Below are 17765 nucleotides of genomic sequence, written 5' to 3' on the forward strand. Positions count from 1 at the left end.
CATGAAATGGCTTCAAGCAATTCGTCAGCACATCCCTAGCCATAAATATGCGATTAACAGTCGACTACTCGGAGATGATGCGGAACTTGCTTGGAGTAATTTGGGCTATTGGGATGATGCAAAATCATCCTATCCTGCAGCCTGTCAAAAACTCGCTTTCCATCTTGCCGAATCCATTCAATTAAAATCTACAGATCGTGTTTTAGACCTTGGTTGTGGGCAGGGCGCGAGCTTGGTTTTTTGGATGGAACATTTTCAAATTCAAAACTTATCCGCAGTCGAATTGCAAACCGAATGTGTGGAAAAAATCCAAAAAAATTTAAATTCAAAAATCGAAATACAACAAGATTCATTTTTGAATTTAAAAAATATTTATCCACAAAACTGTATGGATGCAGTGCTGTGTATTGATGCTGCGTATCATAGTGATTTGAATTTATTGCTTTTATCAGTTGTTAATGTTTTGAATTCAAAAGGGCGCTTTGCTTTTCACTATTTAATGTTGTCTGATGCGTTTTTGAATTTAAATTCATTGCAACGATTGAAATATCAAAGTCTGTTGAAAGCAGCAGATGTGAATTTGAAAAATTTAAATTCAAAACAAAATTTACAACACCAAGTGCAACAGGCAGGTTTCGAAAATATCCAGATTGAAGATATCAGCGAATTCGTATTTCAGGGTTTTGCAGATTATATTCAAGAACAAAAAAGTCAGATGAGCCTGAGTCATGTGGATCAATTCAAAATCAAGATGACGGCAAAATTGTGCGAAAAGTTGTATCGAGACGGGCTGATTCGTTATGTGCAGATTAGCGCGAGGAAGCCATAAAAGAGCGGCTCTAAAAACATCAAAGCCTCACTAAAAAGCGAGGCTAAGAAATGGTGCCGGCACACGGATTCGAACTGTGGACCTACTGATTACAAGTCAGTTGCTCTACCAACTGAGCTATGCCGGCGTTGTGGAATGCATTCTACAGATTTTTTGAAGTGGTGCAAGTTAAAAAAACAGCAAATCGAATGTAATTTATACGTTTGATTTATTCAGCATTCAACCGATGTTTGGCTCTAAAACCAGAGAAATAAAATTAGGCAATGTTTCGCCCACAAGATGTGGGCGAAAAAATAGGATGGATGAACGTTGGGTGCTATTTCATTCTTAAAATTTGGTCTAGATCCTGTGCGCATTCTTCAAGTGTATATGCCATCTCCAGTTGCATTTGGGGGCGGAGTTCATTGGCGAGCTTTCGCCATTCGTCAATCAGACGCTGTGCTTTTTGAATTTTATGTTTATTGATGTCTTTGGCAAGGGTTGGGGTATAGCCACCACGTTTGGCGTTCTTGATCTGCTTAACATAATTCTGGCTGTTATTCATGTTCTCTCCCGAATAGCAGTGATATATGAAATGTGTTTTTTAAGTTTTTTGTTGATCAAGTTAAAAGTACCGCAATCGCGTTTCAGTTCTATGATGTTTAAATTAATGAATAATTTTTTGAATAGCACCTATATTGAGAGGATGATTTATTTTTAGCATAGGCTTAAGTAATTGTCTTTAGAATATAAAATTTGTATTTGTAAATAAACGTGTCTTTCTTGCTGCCAATAAAAAATCCATAAGTCATGCATTAGGAAAAAAACATGTGATTTAAATCCATCAATCAGGACTCAAATACTGTGAAGTTATTGAGCTAAACAAATAGAAGATCAATTAGGGGGATATTTAATATTGAGAACAATAAAATTAAAAAAGGCCTAAATTTTATCAATTTAGACCTTCATTCTGCTTGGCATTGCAGTTTATTCTGGCGGTGAAAGAGGGATTCGAACCCTCGAAACGCTATAAACGTTTACACACTTTCCAGGCGTGCTCCTTCAGCCACTCGGACACTTCACCTTTTGCGCGGTGGATAATAGCGAAAAAAATATATTCTGCCAAGAGAAACAATTGAATTAGACAAAAACATCTTGAGCGGTGCTATGATTCGCAAAAATCCTGTCTAAATTGAAGACAATTATATGCAAAGTACTGCACAAAAAGCCGCATTGCCTGCCATCACCTTGGCAGCTTTGGGCGTAGTATTCGGAGACATTGGAACGAGCCCGTTATATGCGCTGCGCCAATGTTTCCTCACAGCACACTTGGCGATTAGCGAAGCGTCTGTGCTGGGTATTCTGTCCCTGATTTTCTGGTGCATCATGCTGACGATTAGTTTTAAATACGTCAGCATCATCATGCGCGCAGATAACAATGGCGAGGGCGGCATTATGTCGCTGTTGGCCTTGAATCTACGAACCACACGAATTGCCGAAAACAAAAAAATCTACCTGATTGCCCTTGGCTTTATTGGGGCATCTTTGTTCTTTGGTGATGGGATCATTACCCCCGCAATCTCTGTGTTATCTGCGATTGAAGGCTTAAGTATTGCGACGCCGATGTTTAACCAATGGCTGCAACCCTTATCGATCGGTATTTTGGCGGGGCTATTTTTAGTGCAACGCCATGGCACAGGCACGATGGGTAAATTCTTTGGTCCCTTGACGCTTATGTGGTTTTTATCCATTGGTGGTTTTGGGCTATGGAGTATTTCGCAAACGCCATTTGTGTTGACGATGATCAGTCCGCATTGGGCTTTCAATTTTGTAGTACAGCAGCCTTATGTTGCGTTTTTGACCATGGGTGCGGTTATCTTGACGATGACGGGTGGTGAGGCAATCTATGCCGATATGGGGCATTTTGGCCGACTCCCAATCCGCTTGGCATGGTTTATTGTGGTCATGCCGTGTTTACTGTTGAACTATGCAGGCCAAGGTGCCTTGCTACTGCGTAATCCAGAAGCTTTAGCCAATCCATTTTATATGCTGATCCCAGAATGGGCACTGTATCCAATGATTGCTTTGGCGACAGCGGCCGCGGTGATTGCCTCTCAAGCGGTGATCACAGGGGTGTTTTCTATGGTCAATCAGGCGATTCAATTGCGTTATTTGCCGCGTTTGACAGTAAAACATACCTCTGAAGTTGAACGTGGTCAGATTTATTTGCCATTTATTAACTGGGCATTGTTTATCTCGGTGCTGATCTTGATCTTGCTGTTTGAAAACAGTGCGAATTTGGCCAGTGCGTATGGCGTAGCTGTGACCATGACCATGCTCTGCGGTACGATTTTGATCTCAGTTTTGGCTTATGGTTTATGGCGTTGGCCGGTATGGAAAGTGGCGATTTTTGCAGTGCCATTTTTATTGATTGATTTGATTTTTGTTGCATCGACATCATTAAAAATTGCAGCGGGCGGTTGGGTTCCAATCCTGATTGGTGCGGTATTGTTTACGATTTTAATGACATGGAAAGATGGACGGGCATTGGTGCTCAATCGACTCGGTAAAGATGCTTTGCCTATTGACCTGTTTATTCGCAGTGTCAGCATGGGTAGTGAAACCAAGTTTGTTCCAGGTGATGCCGTATTCTTGACAGGAACGCCTGAGATCGTGCCTCATGCCATGTTGCATAATATTAAGCACAACAAAGTTCTGCATGAACGCAATATTATGGTTACGGTCAACACCCGAGATGTGCCATTTGTACCCGAAAATGAGCGGGTGATCACGGAAAAACTAGATGATCGATTCTATCGAATCACCATGTTTTATGGGTTTAAAGATCAGCCGAATATTCCTGCCGCTTTGGAGCATGCGTATCGTGAATTGGGCTTTGAATTTGATTTAATGCAAATCAGTTTCTTTATTTCCCGAGACCGCATTATTCATACCTTGGGTGAAGGCATGGCACCTTGGCGAGAAAAGCTGTTTATCTCTATGCAGCGAAATACCAGTCCAGTCAGCGATTTTTATCAAATTCCAACCAACCGTGTGGTTGAGTTGGGCAGTCAGATTGAAATTTAAGACGTAGATTGAACTTTTAGGCATAGATTTAAAAGTTAGACACGAAAAAGCCAGATCAATTCTGGCTTTTTTTATCTGTAATAATTAAACTTTTTTAGTCCAAAGACATAGAGATCATTCTGTTGCTTTTTCCTGGGAGGAGTATGCGAGCAAAACAACAGAATGAAGATGTTGCGTTATTTCATCCTTGAAAATACGCTGATTAGTTGATTGTCGCGTCTACATCTGCAGAGGCTTCAGGCGCAGCTTGGATGGCTTCGTCAGCAACAGGTGCTTCTGGGTTGGCTTGAATTGATGCATCTGCAGGATTTGCACTTTGAGTTTCAGGTGCTGCCATAAAAGCATCCTGTTGTGCTTGAGGGGCTTCAGGTAATGCAGCCGATGCGCTATCGGCATTCACTGGCGCTTCTGCAGAAGAGGCAATGACTGGCGCAGCGTTGGCATCCGTTGATACGGCTTCAGGTACATGCTGTGCTGTTTCCACAGGTGCTTCAGTTACCGCGGCTTCAGGTGTATTGGCCACTGCTGTTTGTTCAGTTGGCACAGACTGCTCTGTAGGTGCGGCAGCTACACTTTGCTGTTCATTTGCGAGTGCATTTTCCGCTTCAGTCACTGCTTGTTCAGCATTTGCAGGGACTGCAGGGGCATTCGGATCGATTTGGTTTGCCTGAGCCTGTTCAGGGTTTAAGGGCTGTTCTGTTGCAGCGGCATTGACTTGTCCGGCAGGAGCTTCAACCAATTGAACTTGGCCACTTGAAACTAAGTCCTGAATGGAACCAGGTTGACCATTCACGGTGGTCACAATTTTGACTTTAGATAAGCTTTCTAATGTATCACCGGGTTGAATCGGCGGTTCTGCAAATGCTGCTGCGCTCATTAAACCTGAAATTAAACCTAAACCTAAAATTTTAGAATGCATAATCACTCCGTATATTTTTATCGCAATTTTTCGTATTTTTACCTTGTCATAATTCTTGAGGCGAATTCAATGAAACATACGCAACTGCTTCATGACCTCCTATAAAGAACTGCACAACAGCGACATAAAGTTACATCAACTGCTGCTTTGTTAAACAATATTTGTGTGATTGTTAAGCAAATTAAAAAAGAAAAGTGTACTAAAATTTGCACCCTTGCTAAGCTGCGGAAAAATAGTCCTTTTAGAAGTCATTGTTGTAAGTCATGGTCAAAAAGAAACGCAATTCAGCAAATCCGCTTTCACAGTTATTTGGGCAAAATGGCATAAAAGTGCTGTTGGGTCTGGTGGCAACAGGAAGCTTTGCTATTGCTTTCGGGCAAGAAAAGATTCAACAACTTGTTTCTATGAGCAGCACTTCAAATAGCGCCTGTTTGGACCAATTTTATCGTGAAGTGCCACCTTATTTGGTCCGTGAAAGCTTGCATAAAAACAGTTTTCCACTGTGTTTTAATGGCTTTAATGTCATGTATTCAGGGATATCCAAGACACCGCTTTGGGTTGCAGAAGCATTAACCCCCGCACGCCTGAGTCAAAAAATTCCGCGTGAAGATAACTTTCATGAAGAGACTCGCGTGCCGTCTGAATATCGGGCTTTGCTGTCAGACTATAAATCTTCAGGCTATGACCGTGGACACATGGCGCCAAATGCCGATATGCCCAATAAAGCTGCGCAGTTAGACAGTTTTTCTTTGGCCAATATGGTGCCGCAAGCTCCAAAAAATAATCAGCAAGTGTGGCGTGAGTTAGAAGAAGCCACACGGGCGATAGTGACCAAACAAAAGCAAGATGTCTATGTGGTGACGGGGCCGGTATACAGTGCGAAAAAATTAAAAACCATCGGGCAAGGGGTCATCGTGCCGACCGCTACTTATAAGGCGATCTATTTGCCGAAAAAAGGTGTTGCAGGCGTGTACTATGCAGACAATACCTTGCGAGATACGGCACCGACAGTCAAAGTCATGAGTATTTGTGCGCTAGAAGAACTGACTGGAATTAATTTTTTTCCAGAATTAACCGAAGACCAAAAGCGTAATACCTACCGTTTGCCACTCAAAGCCACCCAAGTAAAAGCAAATCAAGATATCGCTTATTTGCATTGGGATGCTGAAAGCCAGTGTGCTGCAGATGTCGCAGAAGACAAGATTTTAAGTTTGAAAAAAGAGTTTAAATCGAGTGGTGGATCTGTGGGCGAGACATCCACGGCAAGTAGTGGAAATGACAACAATCAAGATGCCTTGCTCAAACAATTGATTGAAGAAATTCTGCAATATCTGCTACAGATTTTGAAATAATCGAGTAGCTAATAGCGCTGAACTGCGAGCGATGAAGAAGATCATTGCTTGCAGTTGAAATCTTTTTCACGTATTTCTATTGCTGCATCACTACAACAAAAAACAAGGATATCCATCATGTTCAAAGCATTTGAAAATGACACAGCGTCGCATGCAATTCATGACTTAACACTAGAAAATGGCCAAGATCGAATTAATATTTATGGCAACTTACAGGTGACGAAAGACCAAGCTGGTTTAGCTGCAGCGAAAGCTTTACAGGCATTTTTCAGTGATGTGGTGACCACGCTTGAGGCAGAAACCAACTTAGCTGAAAAAATAGCGCAGGGCGGTGAAGACAACGAAGTGGAAAATCCATTTCTTTAATGCTGTGTCATCGGCTGTCGAAGGACGCAATGCTCAATTCGGGATGAATGAAAAAAAGCTCACAGGTTGTGAGCTTTTTTTGTGGCGTATTTTTCTATTTATGCGTCTTTTGCCATCAGTTTATAGATGACCGCACCAATCACTGCGCCAATGATTGGGGCTACCCAAAACAGCCAAACTTGTGACAGCGCAGCAGTTTCAGCAAAGAATGCCACACCCATACTACGCGCTGGGTTGACCGAAGTATTGGTGACGGGAATGCTGATGAGATGGATCAATGTGAGCGCAAGACCGATCGCAATTGGGGCAAATCCAGCAGGGGCACGTTTATCCGTGGCTCCCATGATCACAATCAGGAAGCCAGCAGTCAGCACAATTTCAATGATTAAGGCTGAGAGCATAGAGTATTTGCCCGGAGATAATTCACCATACCCATTGGTGGCAAAACCGCCGACGCCTGTAAATCCAGCCTGACCTTGCACAATGATGAATAGAATAAATGCGGCGAGGGTTGCACCCAGTAATTGAGAAATAATATATGGAGCCAGTTCTTTTGCTTCAAAACGACCACCGGCCCACAAGCCGATACTCACTGCAGGGTTAAAATGTCCGCCTGAGATATGTCCCAGTGCATAAGCAGCCGTCAATACGGTTAAACCGAAGGCCAGTGCCACGCCAGCGAAGCCAATGCCAAGTTCAGGAAAGGCCGCAGCCAAGACCGCACTACCACAACCACCAAAGACCAGCCAAAAGGTACCGATCAGTTCTGCTAAATATTTATTCATTTAAAACTCCATTTGTTTTTGTCATTTGGAATAGATTTTCAATCTTTCACTCAGCATGAGTGCAATCTAGTTGTGAAGTGTTGTTTTATTCATTTATTGAATATGCATAGATTTAATGGATTTTGCTGAAAATCACAACATTTAAAATGATAACTGTGTCACATTTTTAACTTGCTGCTTCAATTTGCGATAAGCGCCATTGCTGTGGGGTTAAGTTTCGCCATTGTTTAAACGCACGTTGAAACGCACTCTGTTCTGAATAACCCAGCAGTAACGCAATTTCTTGCAAACTTAAATGCGGGTCTCTTAAAAATTCTTCTGCCATCATGCAGCGGACTTCCTGCATACGTTGCTGATAGGTGCTGCCTTGTTGTTGTAAATGGCGTTGTAATTGTCGGACGGAAAGATTGAGTTGCGTAGCGACATGTTCAATTTGGAACTGATTTTTTTGCAAACCCATTAAGATGGCTTGCTGTAAGCGTTGGTCGATTTGCGTGGTATTCGGCAGTTTTTCTAATAAAGACTGTGCCTGTTGCATCAACAGTTTTTGTAAGGTCTGATCGCCTTGGGAAAAAGGGCGAGACAGTTCTTGAATGGGAACAATAACCTTCGACTTTTCTTGGGAAAATCGAACTTTACAGCGAAAATATTGTTCATACTGAGCGACATTTTTCGGTGCAGGATTATGAAAATGCACTTCGTGTAAATTGATATCTTCAAAACGCATAAATAATTTTAGAAACTGCAGCATTAACGCAATCGCAATTTCATCGGTCAATTGATTGGCCATATTCATGGGTAAATCATTCCAACCGATGGAGAAAAAATCATTTTGAATATCAATCAGCAATGGACTGCCATCGAAGATTAAGCGATGAAAATCATGGTAGCGGAGCAGCGCTTCGCCCAAGTTTTCACAGGACAGGGCAATATACGCAATAATGCCAATATGTTTGGGTTGCACATGTTCTGCAATTTCTAAACCCAGCGCCGGCTTTTGGATCTTTTGATCTAAATCCATCAATAAATCACGCCAAACGGCATAATCAAAACGCTCTAAGTTTTGAACTTTATTCAATTTTTCAGGAATAGCAATGCCTTGAGCTTGGTGATAAGCATAGAGCAAATGGCCGAGTCCTCCATAGACCGATCCTGTATAGTCCTTGAGTTGTTGCATATTTTTTTAATTCTAAATTTTGTCGTGTTTTGTCAATAATATTAAAAAAAACGGTCAATATCTAGCCCTTTTCATTACCTATATTGGAGCTAAGAAAAGGAGATATTGGTCATGTTAAAAGGTTTTATTGCAGGGTTGGTCGTCGCCAATGCCTTTGAATGGTTCGCACATAAATATGTTTTGCATGGGACACATCGGTCAGGCAAGCCACGTTTTAGTCCAGTACCAAAAAGCATGAAATCACATTGGGAACATCATCGTGAAGTTCGAAAAACAGATTTTCATGATCATGGCTATGTTGAAGGTGTACAGAACTGGCGCACGAAAAATGAAATTATATCTTTGGCTATAGTTGCAGGTGTATTTACGCCGTTATTTTATCCCATTTCCAAAGGAATGAGTTTGTCTGTGCTGTATTGCGCAGGGAATTATTATTATATCCATCGTCGCGCACATCTTGAGCCAGAGTGGGCGATGAAAAAGATTCCATGGCACTATGACCACCATATGAACTCAAATCAGGATGCCAATTGGTGTGTGACTAAGCCGTGGTTTGATTATATTTTAGGAACTCGGGTGATCTCCTCGGCGAAATTACAGGAGCAGAACCCATTGGGTGTGCTACTGCCGACAGCGATTGCTAAACCATTGTCACACTGGGTCAATCGGGTATTTCCTGCAAAGTGGGTCGCTGAGCGTGAAAAGCCAGCTGCACTTCTTGAAACGGTCTAATATGGATGCACTGTGCGTTTTGACAACGAGCGTTGCTATCCAATTGGGCTGTCGCAATTTGTCAATAAATTATGAATCTACTGTCAATCAAATACAGTGTAAATGCCCTATATTTAAATCATCAAAAGGCTTGTACACGACGAGTTGATTGATGAAGTTGCTATGTATATTTTTTCATTTGTTTTACGTATCAGACCAAGTGCTGTAGTTTTTCTTGGTTTATAGGAGCCGACAAGGCTCCTTTTTTTATGTCTATAGTAAATGAATTGTATGGACGATGCTCTGCTAAAACGTCAATGACGTGGCATCAAAGCAACAAAGCAAAAAAAAGAGCGAATCATCGCTCTTCTTCAATCTTCATTGAAAATGAATCAATTAAAGACGCATTTCAATACCTTGTTCTGCTAGATATTTTTTCGCTTCAGGAATGGTGTGTTGACCAAAGTGGAAAATAGATGCTGCAAGCACAGCATCTGCACCGCCTTTTAAAATGCCATCGGCCAAATGTTGGAGATTACCGACACCACCAGAAGCAATGGTTGGAATGGTCACACGGTCATTGATGTTACGCATCAGTTCAATGTCATAACCGGCTTTGGTTCCATCAGCATCCATCGATGTGATGAGTAATTCACCTGCACCGAAGTCCGCCATTTTTACCGCCCATTCGATGGCATCGATACCGGTTTCTTTACGACCACCGTGGGTGAAAATTTCCCATTTATTATCGCCGGTTTTTTTCGCATCAATAGCAACCACAATACACTGTGCGCCAAAACGCTGAGAGGCTTCTTGTACAAATTCAGGATTATAAATAGCCGCAGAGTTAATCGAAACTTTGTCCGCACCAGCATTTAATAACAGGCGGATATCTTCTACTTTCCGCACGCCACCACCGACTGTTAATGGCACAAATACAGACTCAGCCATACGCTCTACTGTACGGTAAGTAGTATCACGACCATTTGAGGTTGCGGTGATGTCTAAGAAGGTAATTTCGTCCGCACCTTGTTCGTTATAACGGCGTGCAACTTCAACTGGATCGCCTGCATCACGAATATCAAGAAATTGAACACCTTTCACTACACGACCGTTGTCCACGTCGAGGCAAGGAATAATACGTTTAGCAAGCATAATTTTTTCCAAAAATAACAGCCGATTATGAAACTTCGCGACTTAGATGCTACACCTTAGTAGTCGGAGCGGTTATTCTATCAAAAATATGTAAGTTTTTTCGCAGGTTTTCTATGTCGGTTTATACCACTTTGACTTTAAAGGAAGTTCAGGATTTTGCAGCACCTTATGGACTGGAGGTGATTGACCTGATTCCGATTCAAGGCGGTATTCAAAATACCAACTATTTTATTGTTTGCGAAAATGGTACGCAGTATGTATTAACCGTTTTTGAAGAGATGGACGAGCAAGGTGCAGGGGAGCTGGTTCCTGTACTCGAACACTTGGGGCAGGCTGGTCTAACTGTGCCTGTACCACTGAATCATTCGGGTAAAGCGATTCATAGCTTAAAGAATAAACCTGCACAGATTGCGCCACGCATGCAAGGTCAACATCCCATGCCTGCAAGCTTAGCGCAAGCAGAGGCGATTGCTGTTGCCCAAGCGAAAATGCATGTGGCTTTACAAGATTTCCCTTTGGAACGTGCAGAATATCGTGATCATGCTTATTGGTTACAAGTTTCACGCGATATTCGTCCAACATTAAATGAAGCAGATACCACGTTACTTAACAATCTGTTGGGCTTATATGACATCTTAACAGCGATGTATCCAGACCGTCCTACTGGTTTTATTCATTCTGATCTGTTCCGTGACAATACTCTATTTGAAGGCGATCAACTCAACGGCATTTTAGACTTTTATGAGTTAAATAAAGACGAACTCTTGTTTGATATTGCTATTACTTTAAATGACTTCTGTACTGAATATCCGGATGTACATTTGAATGAAGACAAAGCCATTGCCTTTTTAAATGCCTATGAAAGCGTACGCCCATTAACAGCTGATGAAAAATCATGCCTAGAGTTGTATTTGGCGATGGCGGCAGGTCGTTTCTGGATGATGCGTTTACAAGTGGCACAGAAAAATGCTGCAGAAGGCCGTACAGGGGATGATATTTTGCAGAAAAACCCTGCTGAAATGCGTAATATGCTGATTGAACGATTAAAATTCGTCACAGCATAAATTTTAAAAACAACGAGAGGGAAAAGCATGCGTGATCAAGGACGCTTAGTAGAATGGTTTGATGACAAAGGCTACGGCTTCATTCAACCGAACGATAGCACCAAAGATCGCGTATTTTTGCACATCAAAGACTTTTCCCGTCCCGGCCCACGACCAATCGTGGGCTGCGCGTTGGATTATGCTGTGATCTTAGACGAACGCGGACGCTTTCGTGCGCAGCAAGTGCATTATTTAAAAGCCTCACAAACCAAAGCTACACAACGCCCCAATAAAAAAAATGTGGTGCAGATGCCGCGTCAGGCACAGCCGATGCAAATCTTGTGCATTGTGTATATCCTAGCCTTGGCGGGCTTATCTGTGGCGGGTTTACTCAGTGGCATGGTGCTGCTTTTTGTGAGTATTATTAATGTCCTGACCTATTGGTTCTATGCTCAAGATAAAGAAGCTGCGCAAATGGGGAACCGACGTGTGCCAGAAAATACACTGCATCTTTTGTCTTTTTTAGGTGGGTGGCCGGCGGCATGGCTGGCTCAGCAACGTTTGCGGCATAAAACACAAAAACAACCATTTCGAAAAATATATTTCTGTACTATAGCCTTTAACATATTACTGATTTTATGGCTAATTTCACCATTTAATATCCTACATATTTAGGGTGGAATGATCCGCAAAATCATCATGACGGAGAGCGAAATGAATTATTCCATTGATAAAGATCCAAACCGCCTGCTCACGATTATTTTGTATATTCTTTATATTGTGGCGATTTTTTCTGCCGGCTTGCTTGCGGTCCTCGCGTTGATTATTAATTACGTCAAACGCAGTGATGTCCGAGGCACGATTTTTGAAAGCCATTTTACTTGGCAGATCCGTACGTTTTGGTGGTATCTCATTTGGAACATCATTGCTTTCGTGCCTTTTATTTTTCTGTTCTTTACCGGCAATAATGCCAATGCCTTTGCGGGTGTGGCACTGGGAGCGAGTACCTTCTGCGTCACGGTAATCGGACTGTCTTGGTTATGGATTGTGTACCGCGCGATTAAAGGTTTAATCCGTGTCAATGACAACCGACCGATGTATGAGTAATGCGAGTTCAGAACTTTTTGGAATAAAAATCTTAGCATCAAAAAAGCGACCGTATGAGTCGCTTTTTTGATCTAATAGAGGATGCAGAAATTAGCGTTTCTTTAACCATTTCGGCCGCCATTCACTCACAATCACACCCAGAACAACACACAGTCCGCCAATGAGAGCGAGCGGTGTTAAGCGTTCACCCGCAAGTCGCCCAATGATTGCGGCCCAAACCGGTTCACCTGCATAGATGATTGCCGCCTGTGCAGGATCAACCATACGCTGCGCCCAGTTCATCACCAGTTGAATCACGGCGCTGGCCAGCCCCAATCCGCACAGTACAGCGATTAATGGCCATTCAAATTTGGGCAATGTGGTTTCACCTACCATTGGAGCAAAGCAAAAACAGAACAGTGAGGCAAATGCCAATTGTAGAACCGTCACTCTGCGTAGATTGACGCGGGGTGCAAAATAACTGATCAAGATAATTTCAAAGGCAATGGCAATCGACCCGAGCAGCGTAATGATTTGTCCAAAGTTGAGCTGAATGGCGCCAAAACCATTACCAGTTAAAAAGACCAAACCAACAAAAGCCAAACACACACCTAGCCATGTCATCACATGCGGTTTATGCCGAAAACACAGCCACATAAAAATCGGCACCAGCGGTACATACAGCGCTGTTAAAAAAGCTGATTCACTGCTGCTGATGCTTTGCAGGCCGATTGTTTGCGTCGCATAGCCGATCGCAATCACCGCGCCGATACTTGCGCCCGCAATGACATCATATTGAGAAAAATGTCTAAGATATTTGAGCGATAATAGACTCACAGCCAATGTGGCTGCGGCAAAACGTAGACCGACAAACAGCACTGGACTGCTAAAATTTAAACCGTATTGCACGGTGATAAAACTGGCGCCCCAAATCATGGTAATCAGGATGAGTGCGAGCTGCGGAAACTTGGCTTTCCAAGCAGATTGGACGGTTGGCATGTGTATTTGAATGTTCAAAGAGGAGAAATAAAAAAAGAGGCCCGAAGACCTCTTTTCTGCTCGGGTAAATTACAAGCTTTGTTGATCAAGCAGTAATTGAGCTTCACGAAGGTTCAATGTCCCTTCATAAATTGCACGACCAGTAATCGCACCTAAAATGCCCGGTTGGCCTTTTAAGTTACGCACGTCGTCTAGGTTGGTCACACCACCAGATGCAATAACAGGTAAGCCAGAATACGTTGCAAGGTTAACGGTTTGTTCAACGTTCACACCTTGCATCATGCCATCACGTGCGATGTCGGTGTAGACAATGCTCGATACGCCGGCATCTGCAAAGCGTTTTGCCAAATCAGTAGCTTTCACATCAGTGACATTTGCCCAACCATCTGTTGCTACCATACCGTTCATGGCATCGATACCGACAATGATATGGCCTGCAAATTTTTTGCACGCTTCTTCAACAAATTCAGGCTCTTTTACCGCTTTTGTACCAATGATGACAAACGATACGCCTGCATCAAGGTAGTGTTCAATGGTTTCAAGAGAGCGGATACCACCACCAATTTGAATTGGTAATTCAGGCTGTGCTTTAGCAATCGCTTCAACCACAGGCTTATGAATCGGTGTACCAGCGAAAGCACCGTTTAAATCTACCAAATGTAAGCGACGCGCGCCTTCATTTACCCAATGCTGTGCAGTTGCCACTGGATCGTCAGAAAATACGGTATCGTCTTCCATACGACCTTGTTTTAAACGGACACATTTGCCATCTTTCAGGTCAATTGCAGGGATGATCAGCATGCTTTCGCTCCTTGCTCAATCAAATTAAGAATGAATTTGTACCTAATCTTATCAAATAAACGGCTATTCACTAAATGCTAATATCAGAATTGATGAATTAAAAAGCCTGACATGTGTCAGGCTAGTGCAAATAGAGGATTGGATTTTATTGTTGGTCTATAAAAATGCGCTGTGTATTAGCGTTTTTAGTCATTAAACATAAGCGGTTGTTTGTAATAAATCGCTGTTTACGGATTGAAGTAAGCTACCGACATCGTATAAGCCTTGATTGAGGGCTGTGGTACTTTCACCGACCACTTGAACAAGATCACCCACCACAGGAAGTTCAGTGGCAATCGATGTAATCGGTACAATGTCATCCAGTAAGGCATCTAAAGTGCCTGAAACATCTTGCACGACACTACCCATACTTGCTAAAGGATCATTCAGGACGGATGTTAATAATTCGGTAGGATCAATACTGGCAACATAATCGCCTGTCTCCGCCAATAAGCCAGTCAAATTCTCTGTGGTTTCGCCTACTGCATCCAATAGACCGCCCAGCAATGGCAGGTCAGAAAGTACATCTGTGATTGGTGCAGCCACGCCACTGAGATGATCAACCAAACCTGCAACTTCCGTCACGGTTTGGCCGACCACACCAGTTACGCCATTGAGAGCGGTTTGTACACCGCCGAGAAGATCACCTGTCGCTAGTTGATCGGCTACCGCATGTAAGCCATCACCTAAGGTGCCGACCAACTGATTTTCAACCGCGAGTACTTTTTCGATGGTCCCACCAATGAGCGGAAGCTCAGTCAGTGCATCCGTTAAGGGCGCTGTTAAGCTACTTACGGTCTCTAATACGCTGTCTACTGTATCCAAAACAGTATTTAAAACCAGTCCAACCGCTTTACTGATCCCTTGTAAAGTCAGGCTGAGTACACCGCTGATTTTTCCTGTAAATAAGTTCAACATGTCAGGTTCTCCAAGCTTTTAAATTATGATGTGTTATGTATTTGGCAGACTTGTTTTAGCAAAAGGAGATTGATGAAAACAAATTATGAAAGTATAGAAAGAATGAGATAAATCATGTAATTCTGCTAGAAAACTTAGAGAGATCAAAACCTTAGTTGAATAAAAATATAAATGTATATTAATGTAATTAAAATGAGTTAAATCAAAGATATAAATGTACTTAAAAGGTGCAAATTTATTGTTTTTAGGCTGTGCTGTGACTATTTTTAAAGCAATAACGTACTGTTCAAATCTTTAGCGCAAATAAACTGCAAATTCATTGGCACTCTTCAGCCGATCTTTGCACTTGGTCATGCCATAGATTGGGGCAATATCCAGTTACAGAGTGGTTACATCGCTGAATATAAATTAAATCATTAAAATAATTAAGGATTTAAAATTTCATGTGCGGACGAATTCTTAGTTTGAGAGACGTATTGGGAATGGTTTTAGGTAATAAGCCACGTTGTAATAATTCTTCAAAGACCAAAACAGGGGCATAGGCATCGGCAGCGGCATAACGAATTTGTTCTGGATTTAAGCGCTTTTTGGCCCAATTCGAGGTGCTGACCGATTTAGATTTTGGAAAATTCACACGAAAAAGCAGTGCCATGGCATTTTTTAAACCGACGGGTTGGGTTAAGCCAAAAGAAGCAAAGCACTTGGAGAGTTCCAATACACTATTCAGTTCGATGCCTTTTTTACGAAATAAATGTGCATCATTTTTTAAGCCAAAACCTACTTTAATTTGATCACGATTACTCAAGATCGGCTTTAAAAAATCCCAAGTGCATTCGTTCATTTGAAACAACCACGCCTGTTGCGCCGTAGCGAGTTGGATTAAATGTGGACCGGTAGAGACCTCACCTTTACGAAAAGTCGGCTTAGATTCAGAGTCGAAACCGAATAAGGCAGTCGTCTGCAATTCATCGGCCCAGTGTTGGCATTGTTCTGCATTGTGAATGACATGGATCTGCTCTGGCACTAAATTTTGGAACAATGGAAAATTTTTAATCTGTTCTTTTGTTGGCAAAATAGGTGTCAGTAGAGCATCAGTCATTGTGATTCAATTCAAAGGCTTGTTGTTGCAGCCTAGAGCGTTTAGTAGGGAAATGCAAATACCGAGATGTGGCGTTGAGCATGAGCCATTGACTCACCTGCCTGTCATAGCGCGTTGCTATGACAGTGACGAGGGCACTTAAACACAGTGACCAAGAGGTTTAAAGACAGTAACTTAAAACAGAAAACGCGCAGTAAATAATACATTTACCAAGATCAGTAAGAATAAACCGATAAAGAGAAAGGCGAGAACCACCTCCCATGTTTTGGATGCACGCGGCTCGCCATATTAATTGGCATTTGCAGACCCTGGGATGAGCATCAGCGCAATGCACATAACGATATTGAGCAACGGAATCAACTCTAAGAGTGCAAACCAGCCTGAGAGATTAAAGTCATGCAGACGACGTACGGAAAAAATCATCAAAGGGATCAGCATTAAAACATTCAGGATAAATCCAATCACTTGCGTCATTGGATTTTCTGCATGAGCTATTAGGGCATTGATAGTATTGGGCATCATGCTGACGATCAGTAGCATCAGTATGCTTAGCATGAGGCCATAGAAGACATTCCAACCGATAAAAGACATGCGATTAAAACGACCGTCACGGTTCCAACCAGAGTTTATATTGGGTGAATTATTCATATTAAATGATCTTAAATTATCGTAAAAAGTATAGTTATCATTCATTTTTAGCCGCAAAAAAATTGAGCTAAAAACGACATAAAAATGTGAAAAAGTACAGGATTTGATCCTGAACATAAAAAGCGCGTTGATTATAAAGGTAAAGTACAAAAAAAGCCCACATGTGTGAGCTTGTTTGAGTAGATGTATTACTGTTTAGAGCGATCTAGGCGGCATCTAATGATTTATCATTATTGTTGTTGAATCGTGGTTTGCTGAGAGCGGATCACATAGTTTTGGTAAGACGGAATCATGATCGCAGCGAGTATACCGAGTATAAACACCACGATATACAAAACAGCGAGTACTGTTTCCCAGCCTTTGGTCGGGCGTGGTTGTCCAAAGCTATTGCTACCGCTATTACCCGGCGCAAATAACACATAGAGCGCAAACAATATATTCACTACAGGAACTAAGATCAGCAGTGCAAGCCATCCAGAATGGTCTCGGTCATGTAAACGACGGATTAAGAAAATGACGCTGTAATAAATGACGATGGCATACATGATAAAGAAAATAATCATGAGTGGCGTCGACATTGCACCCTCAGTCAACGCATTTTGCGCACCGGGTATGAGCAGGCCGACTACAACAGCAATTAGCGTAAAAATAATGCCGAGAAGTAGATTCCATGCAAGATATGCGCGCCGGCTAAAGCGGCCACTGGCTTGGGTCGGTGAGTCAGATGTGAATGTATTCATTATTATTCCTAGGCTTTGGTATTTTTATAAGT

The 17765-nt window shown here is 42.2% G+C and carries 19 protein-coding genes and 2 tRNA genes; 8 read left to right on the forward strand and 13 right to left on the reverse strand.

The features are described 5' to 3' along the window. Position 1: 1 nt before the first annotated feature. Positions 2-829, forward strand: a complete 828-nt coding sequence (locus tag M5F03_RS12295) for an SAM-dependent methyltransferase (protein ID WP_180127364.1) — start codon at positions 2-4, stop codon at positions 827-829. A 51-nt stretch (positions 830-880) separates the two neighbouring features. Here the strand turns inward: M5F03_RS12295 and M5F03_RS12300 are convergent. From M5F03_RS12300 to M5F03_RS12310, 3 genes are all read right to left on the reverse strand, one after another. Then, positions 881-956, reverse strand: a tRNA-Thr gene (locus M5F03_RS12300). Positions 957-1145: 189 nt separating this feature from the next. Then, positions 1146-1373 carry a hypothetical protein gene (locus tag M5F03_RS12305; RefSeq protein WP_078190515.1) on the reverse strand — a complete coding sequence of 76 codons (228 nt, stop codon included), beginning with the start codon at positions 1371-1373 and terminating at the stop codon, positions 1146-1148. A 428-nt stretch (positions 1374-1801) separates the two neighbouring features. After that, a tRNA-Ser gene (locus tag M5F03_RS12310) sits at positions 1802-1892 on the reverse strand. Between the two features lie 122 nt (positions 1893-2014). Between M5F03_RS12310 and M5F03_RS12315 the strand changes: the two genes are divergently transcribed. Continuing rightward, positions 2015-3895 carry a potassium transporter Kup gene (locus M5F03_RS12315; protein ID WP_078193161.1) on the forward strand — a complete coding sequence of 627 codons (1881 nt, stop codon included), beginning with the start codon at positions 2015-2017 and terminating at the stop codon, positions 3893-3895. A gap of 202 nt (positions 3896-4097) precedes the next feature. Here the strand turns inward: M5F03_RS12315 and M5F03_RS12320 are convergent, their stop codons facing one another. Then, positions 4098-4814: a hypothetical protein gene (locus M5F03_RS12320; RefSeq protein ID WP_078193160.1), complete on the reverse strand. Its 717-nt coding sequence runs from the start codon at positions 4812-4814 to the stop codon at positions 4098-4100. Positions 4815-5077: 263 nt separating this feature from the next. Here M5F03_RS12320 and M5F03_RS12325 point away from each other — a divergent pair, with 263 nt between their 5' ends. Together M5F03_RS12325 and M5F03_RS12330 are read left to right on the forward strand one after the other, a co-directional pair. Next, a complete protein-coding gene (locus M5F03_RS12325) occupies positions 5078-6166 on the forward strand; it encodes a DNA/RNA non-specific endonuclease (protein ID WP_249708464.1) in 1089 nt (362 codons plus the stop codon). Between the two features lie 117 nt (positions 6167-6283). Further along, on the forward strand, positions 6284-6532 hold the full coding sequence (locus tag M5F03_RS12330) for a hypothetical protein (protein WP_249708465.1): 249 nt from the start codon (positions 6284-6286) through the stop codon (positions 6530-6532). 98 nt (positions 6533-6630) lie between these two features. Here the strand turns inward: M5F03_RS12330 and aqpZ are convergent, their stop codons facing one another. Next, positions 6631-7317 carry an aquaporin Z gene (aqpZ, locus tag M5F03_RS12335; protein WP_078190501.1) on the reverse strand — a complete coding sequence of 229 codons (687 nt, stop codon included), beginning with the start codon at positions 7315-7317 and terminating at the stop codon, positions 6631-6633. Positions 7318-7483: 166 nt separating this feature from the next. Then, positions 7484-8494, reverse strand: a complete 1011-nt coding sequence (locus M5F03_RS12340; RefSeq protein ID WP_180109640.1) for an AraC family transcriptional regulator — start codon at positions 8492-8494, stop codon at positions 7484-7486. 111 nt (positions 8495-8605) lie between these two features. Between M5F03_RS12340 and M5F03_RS12345 the strand changes: the two genes are divergently transcribed. After that, positions 8606-9226 carry a hypothetical protein gene (locus tag M5F03_RS12345; protein WP_180010579.1) on the forward strand — a complete coding sequence of 207 codons (621 nt, stop codon included), beginning with the start codon at positions 8606-8608 and terminating at the stop codon, positions 9224-9226. A 375-nt stretch (positions 9227-9601) separates the two neighbouring features. Here M5F03_RS12345 and hisF read toward each other — a convergent pair whose 3' ends face one another. After that, positions 9602-10360, reverse strand: a complete 759-nt coding sequence (hisF, locus tag M5F03_RS12350; protein ID WP_078190498.1) for an imidazole glycerol phosphate synthase subunit HisF — start codon at positions 10358-10360, stop codon at positions 9602-9604. A gap of 113 nt (positions 10361-10473) precedes the next feature. Here hisF and M5F03_RS12355 point away from each other — a divergent pair, with 113 nt between their 5' ends. The 3 genes from M5F03_RS12355 to M5F03_RS12365 are packed head-to-tail and all read left to right on the forward strand — an operon-like array spanning position 10474 to position 12510. Next, the gene (locus M5F03_RS12355; protein ID WP_249708466.1) at positions 10474-11424 is read left to right on the forward strand and encodes a homoserine kinase; all 951 of its coding nucleotides are present in this window, start codon (positions 10474-10476) and stop codon (positions 11422-11424) included. 27 nt (positions 11425-11451) lie between these two features. Next, complete coding sequence (locus M5F03_RS12360; RefSeq protein ID WP_180010574.1) at positions 11452-12078, forward strand: DUF1294 domain-containing protein; 627 nt, start codon at positions 11452-11454, stop codon at positions 12076-12078. A 39-nt stretch (positions 12079-12117) separates the two neighbouring features. Then, positions 12118-12510, forward strand: coding sequence for a DUF4870 family protein (locus M5F03_RS12365; protein WP_168378990.1), 393 nt, complete (start codon positions 12118-12120; stop codon positions 12508-12510). A 90-nt stretch (positions 12511-12600) separates the two neighbouring features. Here the strand turns inward: M5F03_RS12365 and M5F03_RS12370 are convergent, their stop codons facing one another. From M5F03_RS12370 to M5F03_RS12395, 6 genes are all read right to left on the reverse strand, one after another. Further along, positions 12601-13488 (reverse strand): DMT family transporter, encoded by an 888-nt coding sequence (locus tag M5F03_RS12370; protein WP_249708467.1) that lies wholly within the window; start codon positions 13486-13488, stop codon positions 12601-12603. A 69-nt stretch (positions 13489-13557) separates the two neighbouring features. Further along, positions 13558-14289, reverse strand: a complete 732-nt coding sequence (hisA, locus tag M5F03_RS12375; protein WP_078190493.1) for a 1-(5-phosphoribosyl)-5-[(5-phosphoribosylamino)methylideneamino]imidazole-4-carboxamide isomerase — start codon at positions 14287-14289, stop codon at positions 13558-13560. 192 nt (positions 14290-14481) lie between these two features. Beyond that, complete coding sequence (locus M5F03_RS12380) at positions 14482-15246, reverse strand: hypothetical protein (RefSeq protein ID WP_249708469.1); 765 nt, start codon at positions 15244-15246, stop codon at positions 14482-14484. Positions 15247-15679: 433 nt separating this feature from the next. Next, positions 15680-16345 (reverse strand): 3'-5' exonuclease, encoded by a 666-nt coding sequence (locus M5F03_RS12385; RefSeq protein WP_249708471.1) that lies wholly within the window; start codon positions 16343-16345, stop codon positions 15680-15682. Between the two features lie 288 nt (positions 16346-16633). Then, a complete protein-coding gene (locus tag M5F03_RS12390) occupies positions 16634-16993 on the reverse strand; it encodes a DUF805 domain-containing protein (RefSeq protein WP_249708473.1) in 360 nt (119 codons plus the stop codon). Between the two features lie 230 nt (positions 16994-17223). Then, positions 17224-17733 carry a DUF805 domain-containing protein gene (locus tag M5F03_RS12395; protein WP_078193148.1) on the reverse strand — a complete coding sequence of 170 codons (510 nt, stop codon included), beginning with the start codon at positions 17731-17733 and terminating at the stop codon, positions 17224-17226. Between the last annotated feature and the right edge of the window lie 32 nt (positions 17734-17765).

This window comes from Acinetobacter amyesii (assembly GCF_023499985.1).
GTDB lineage: Bacteria > Pseudomonadota > Gammaproteobacteria > Pseudomonadales > Moraxellaceae > Acinetobacter > Acinetobacter amyesii.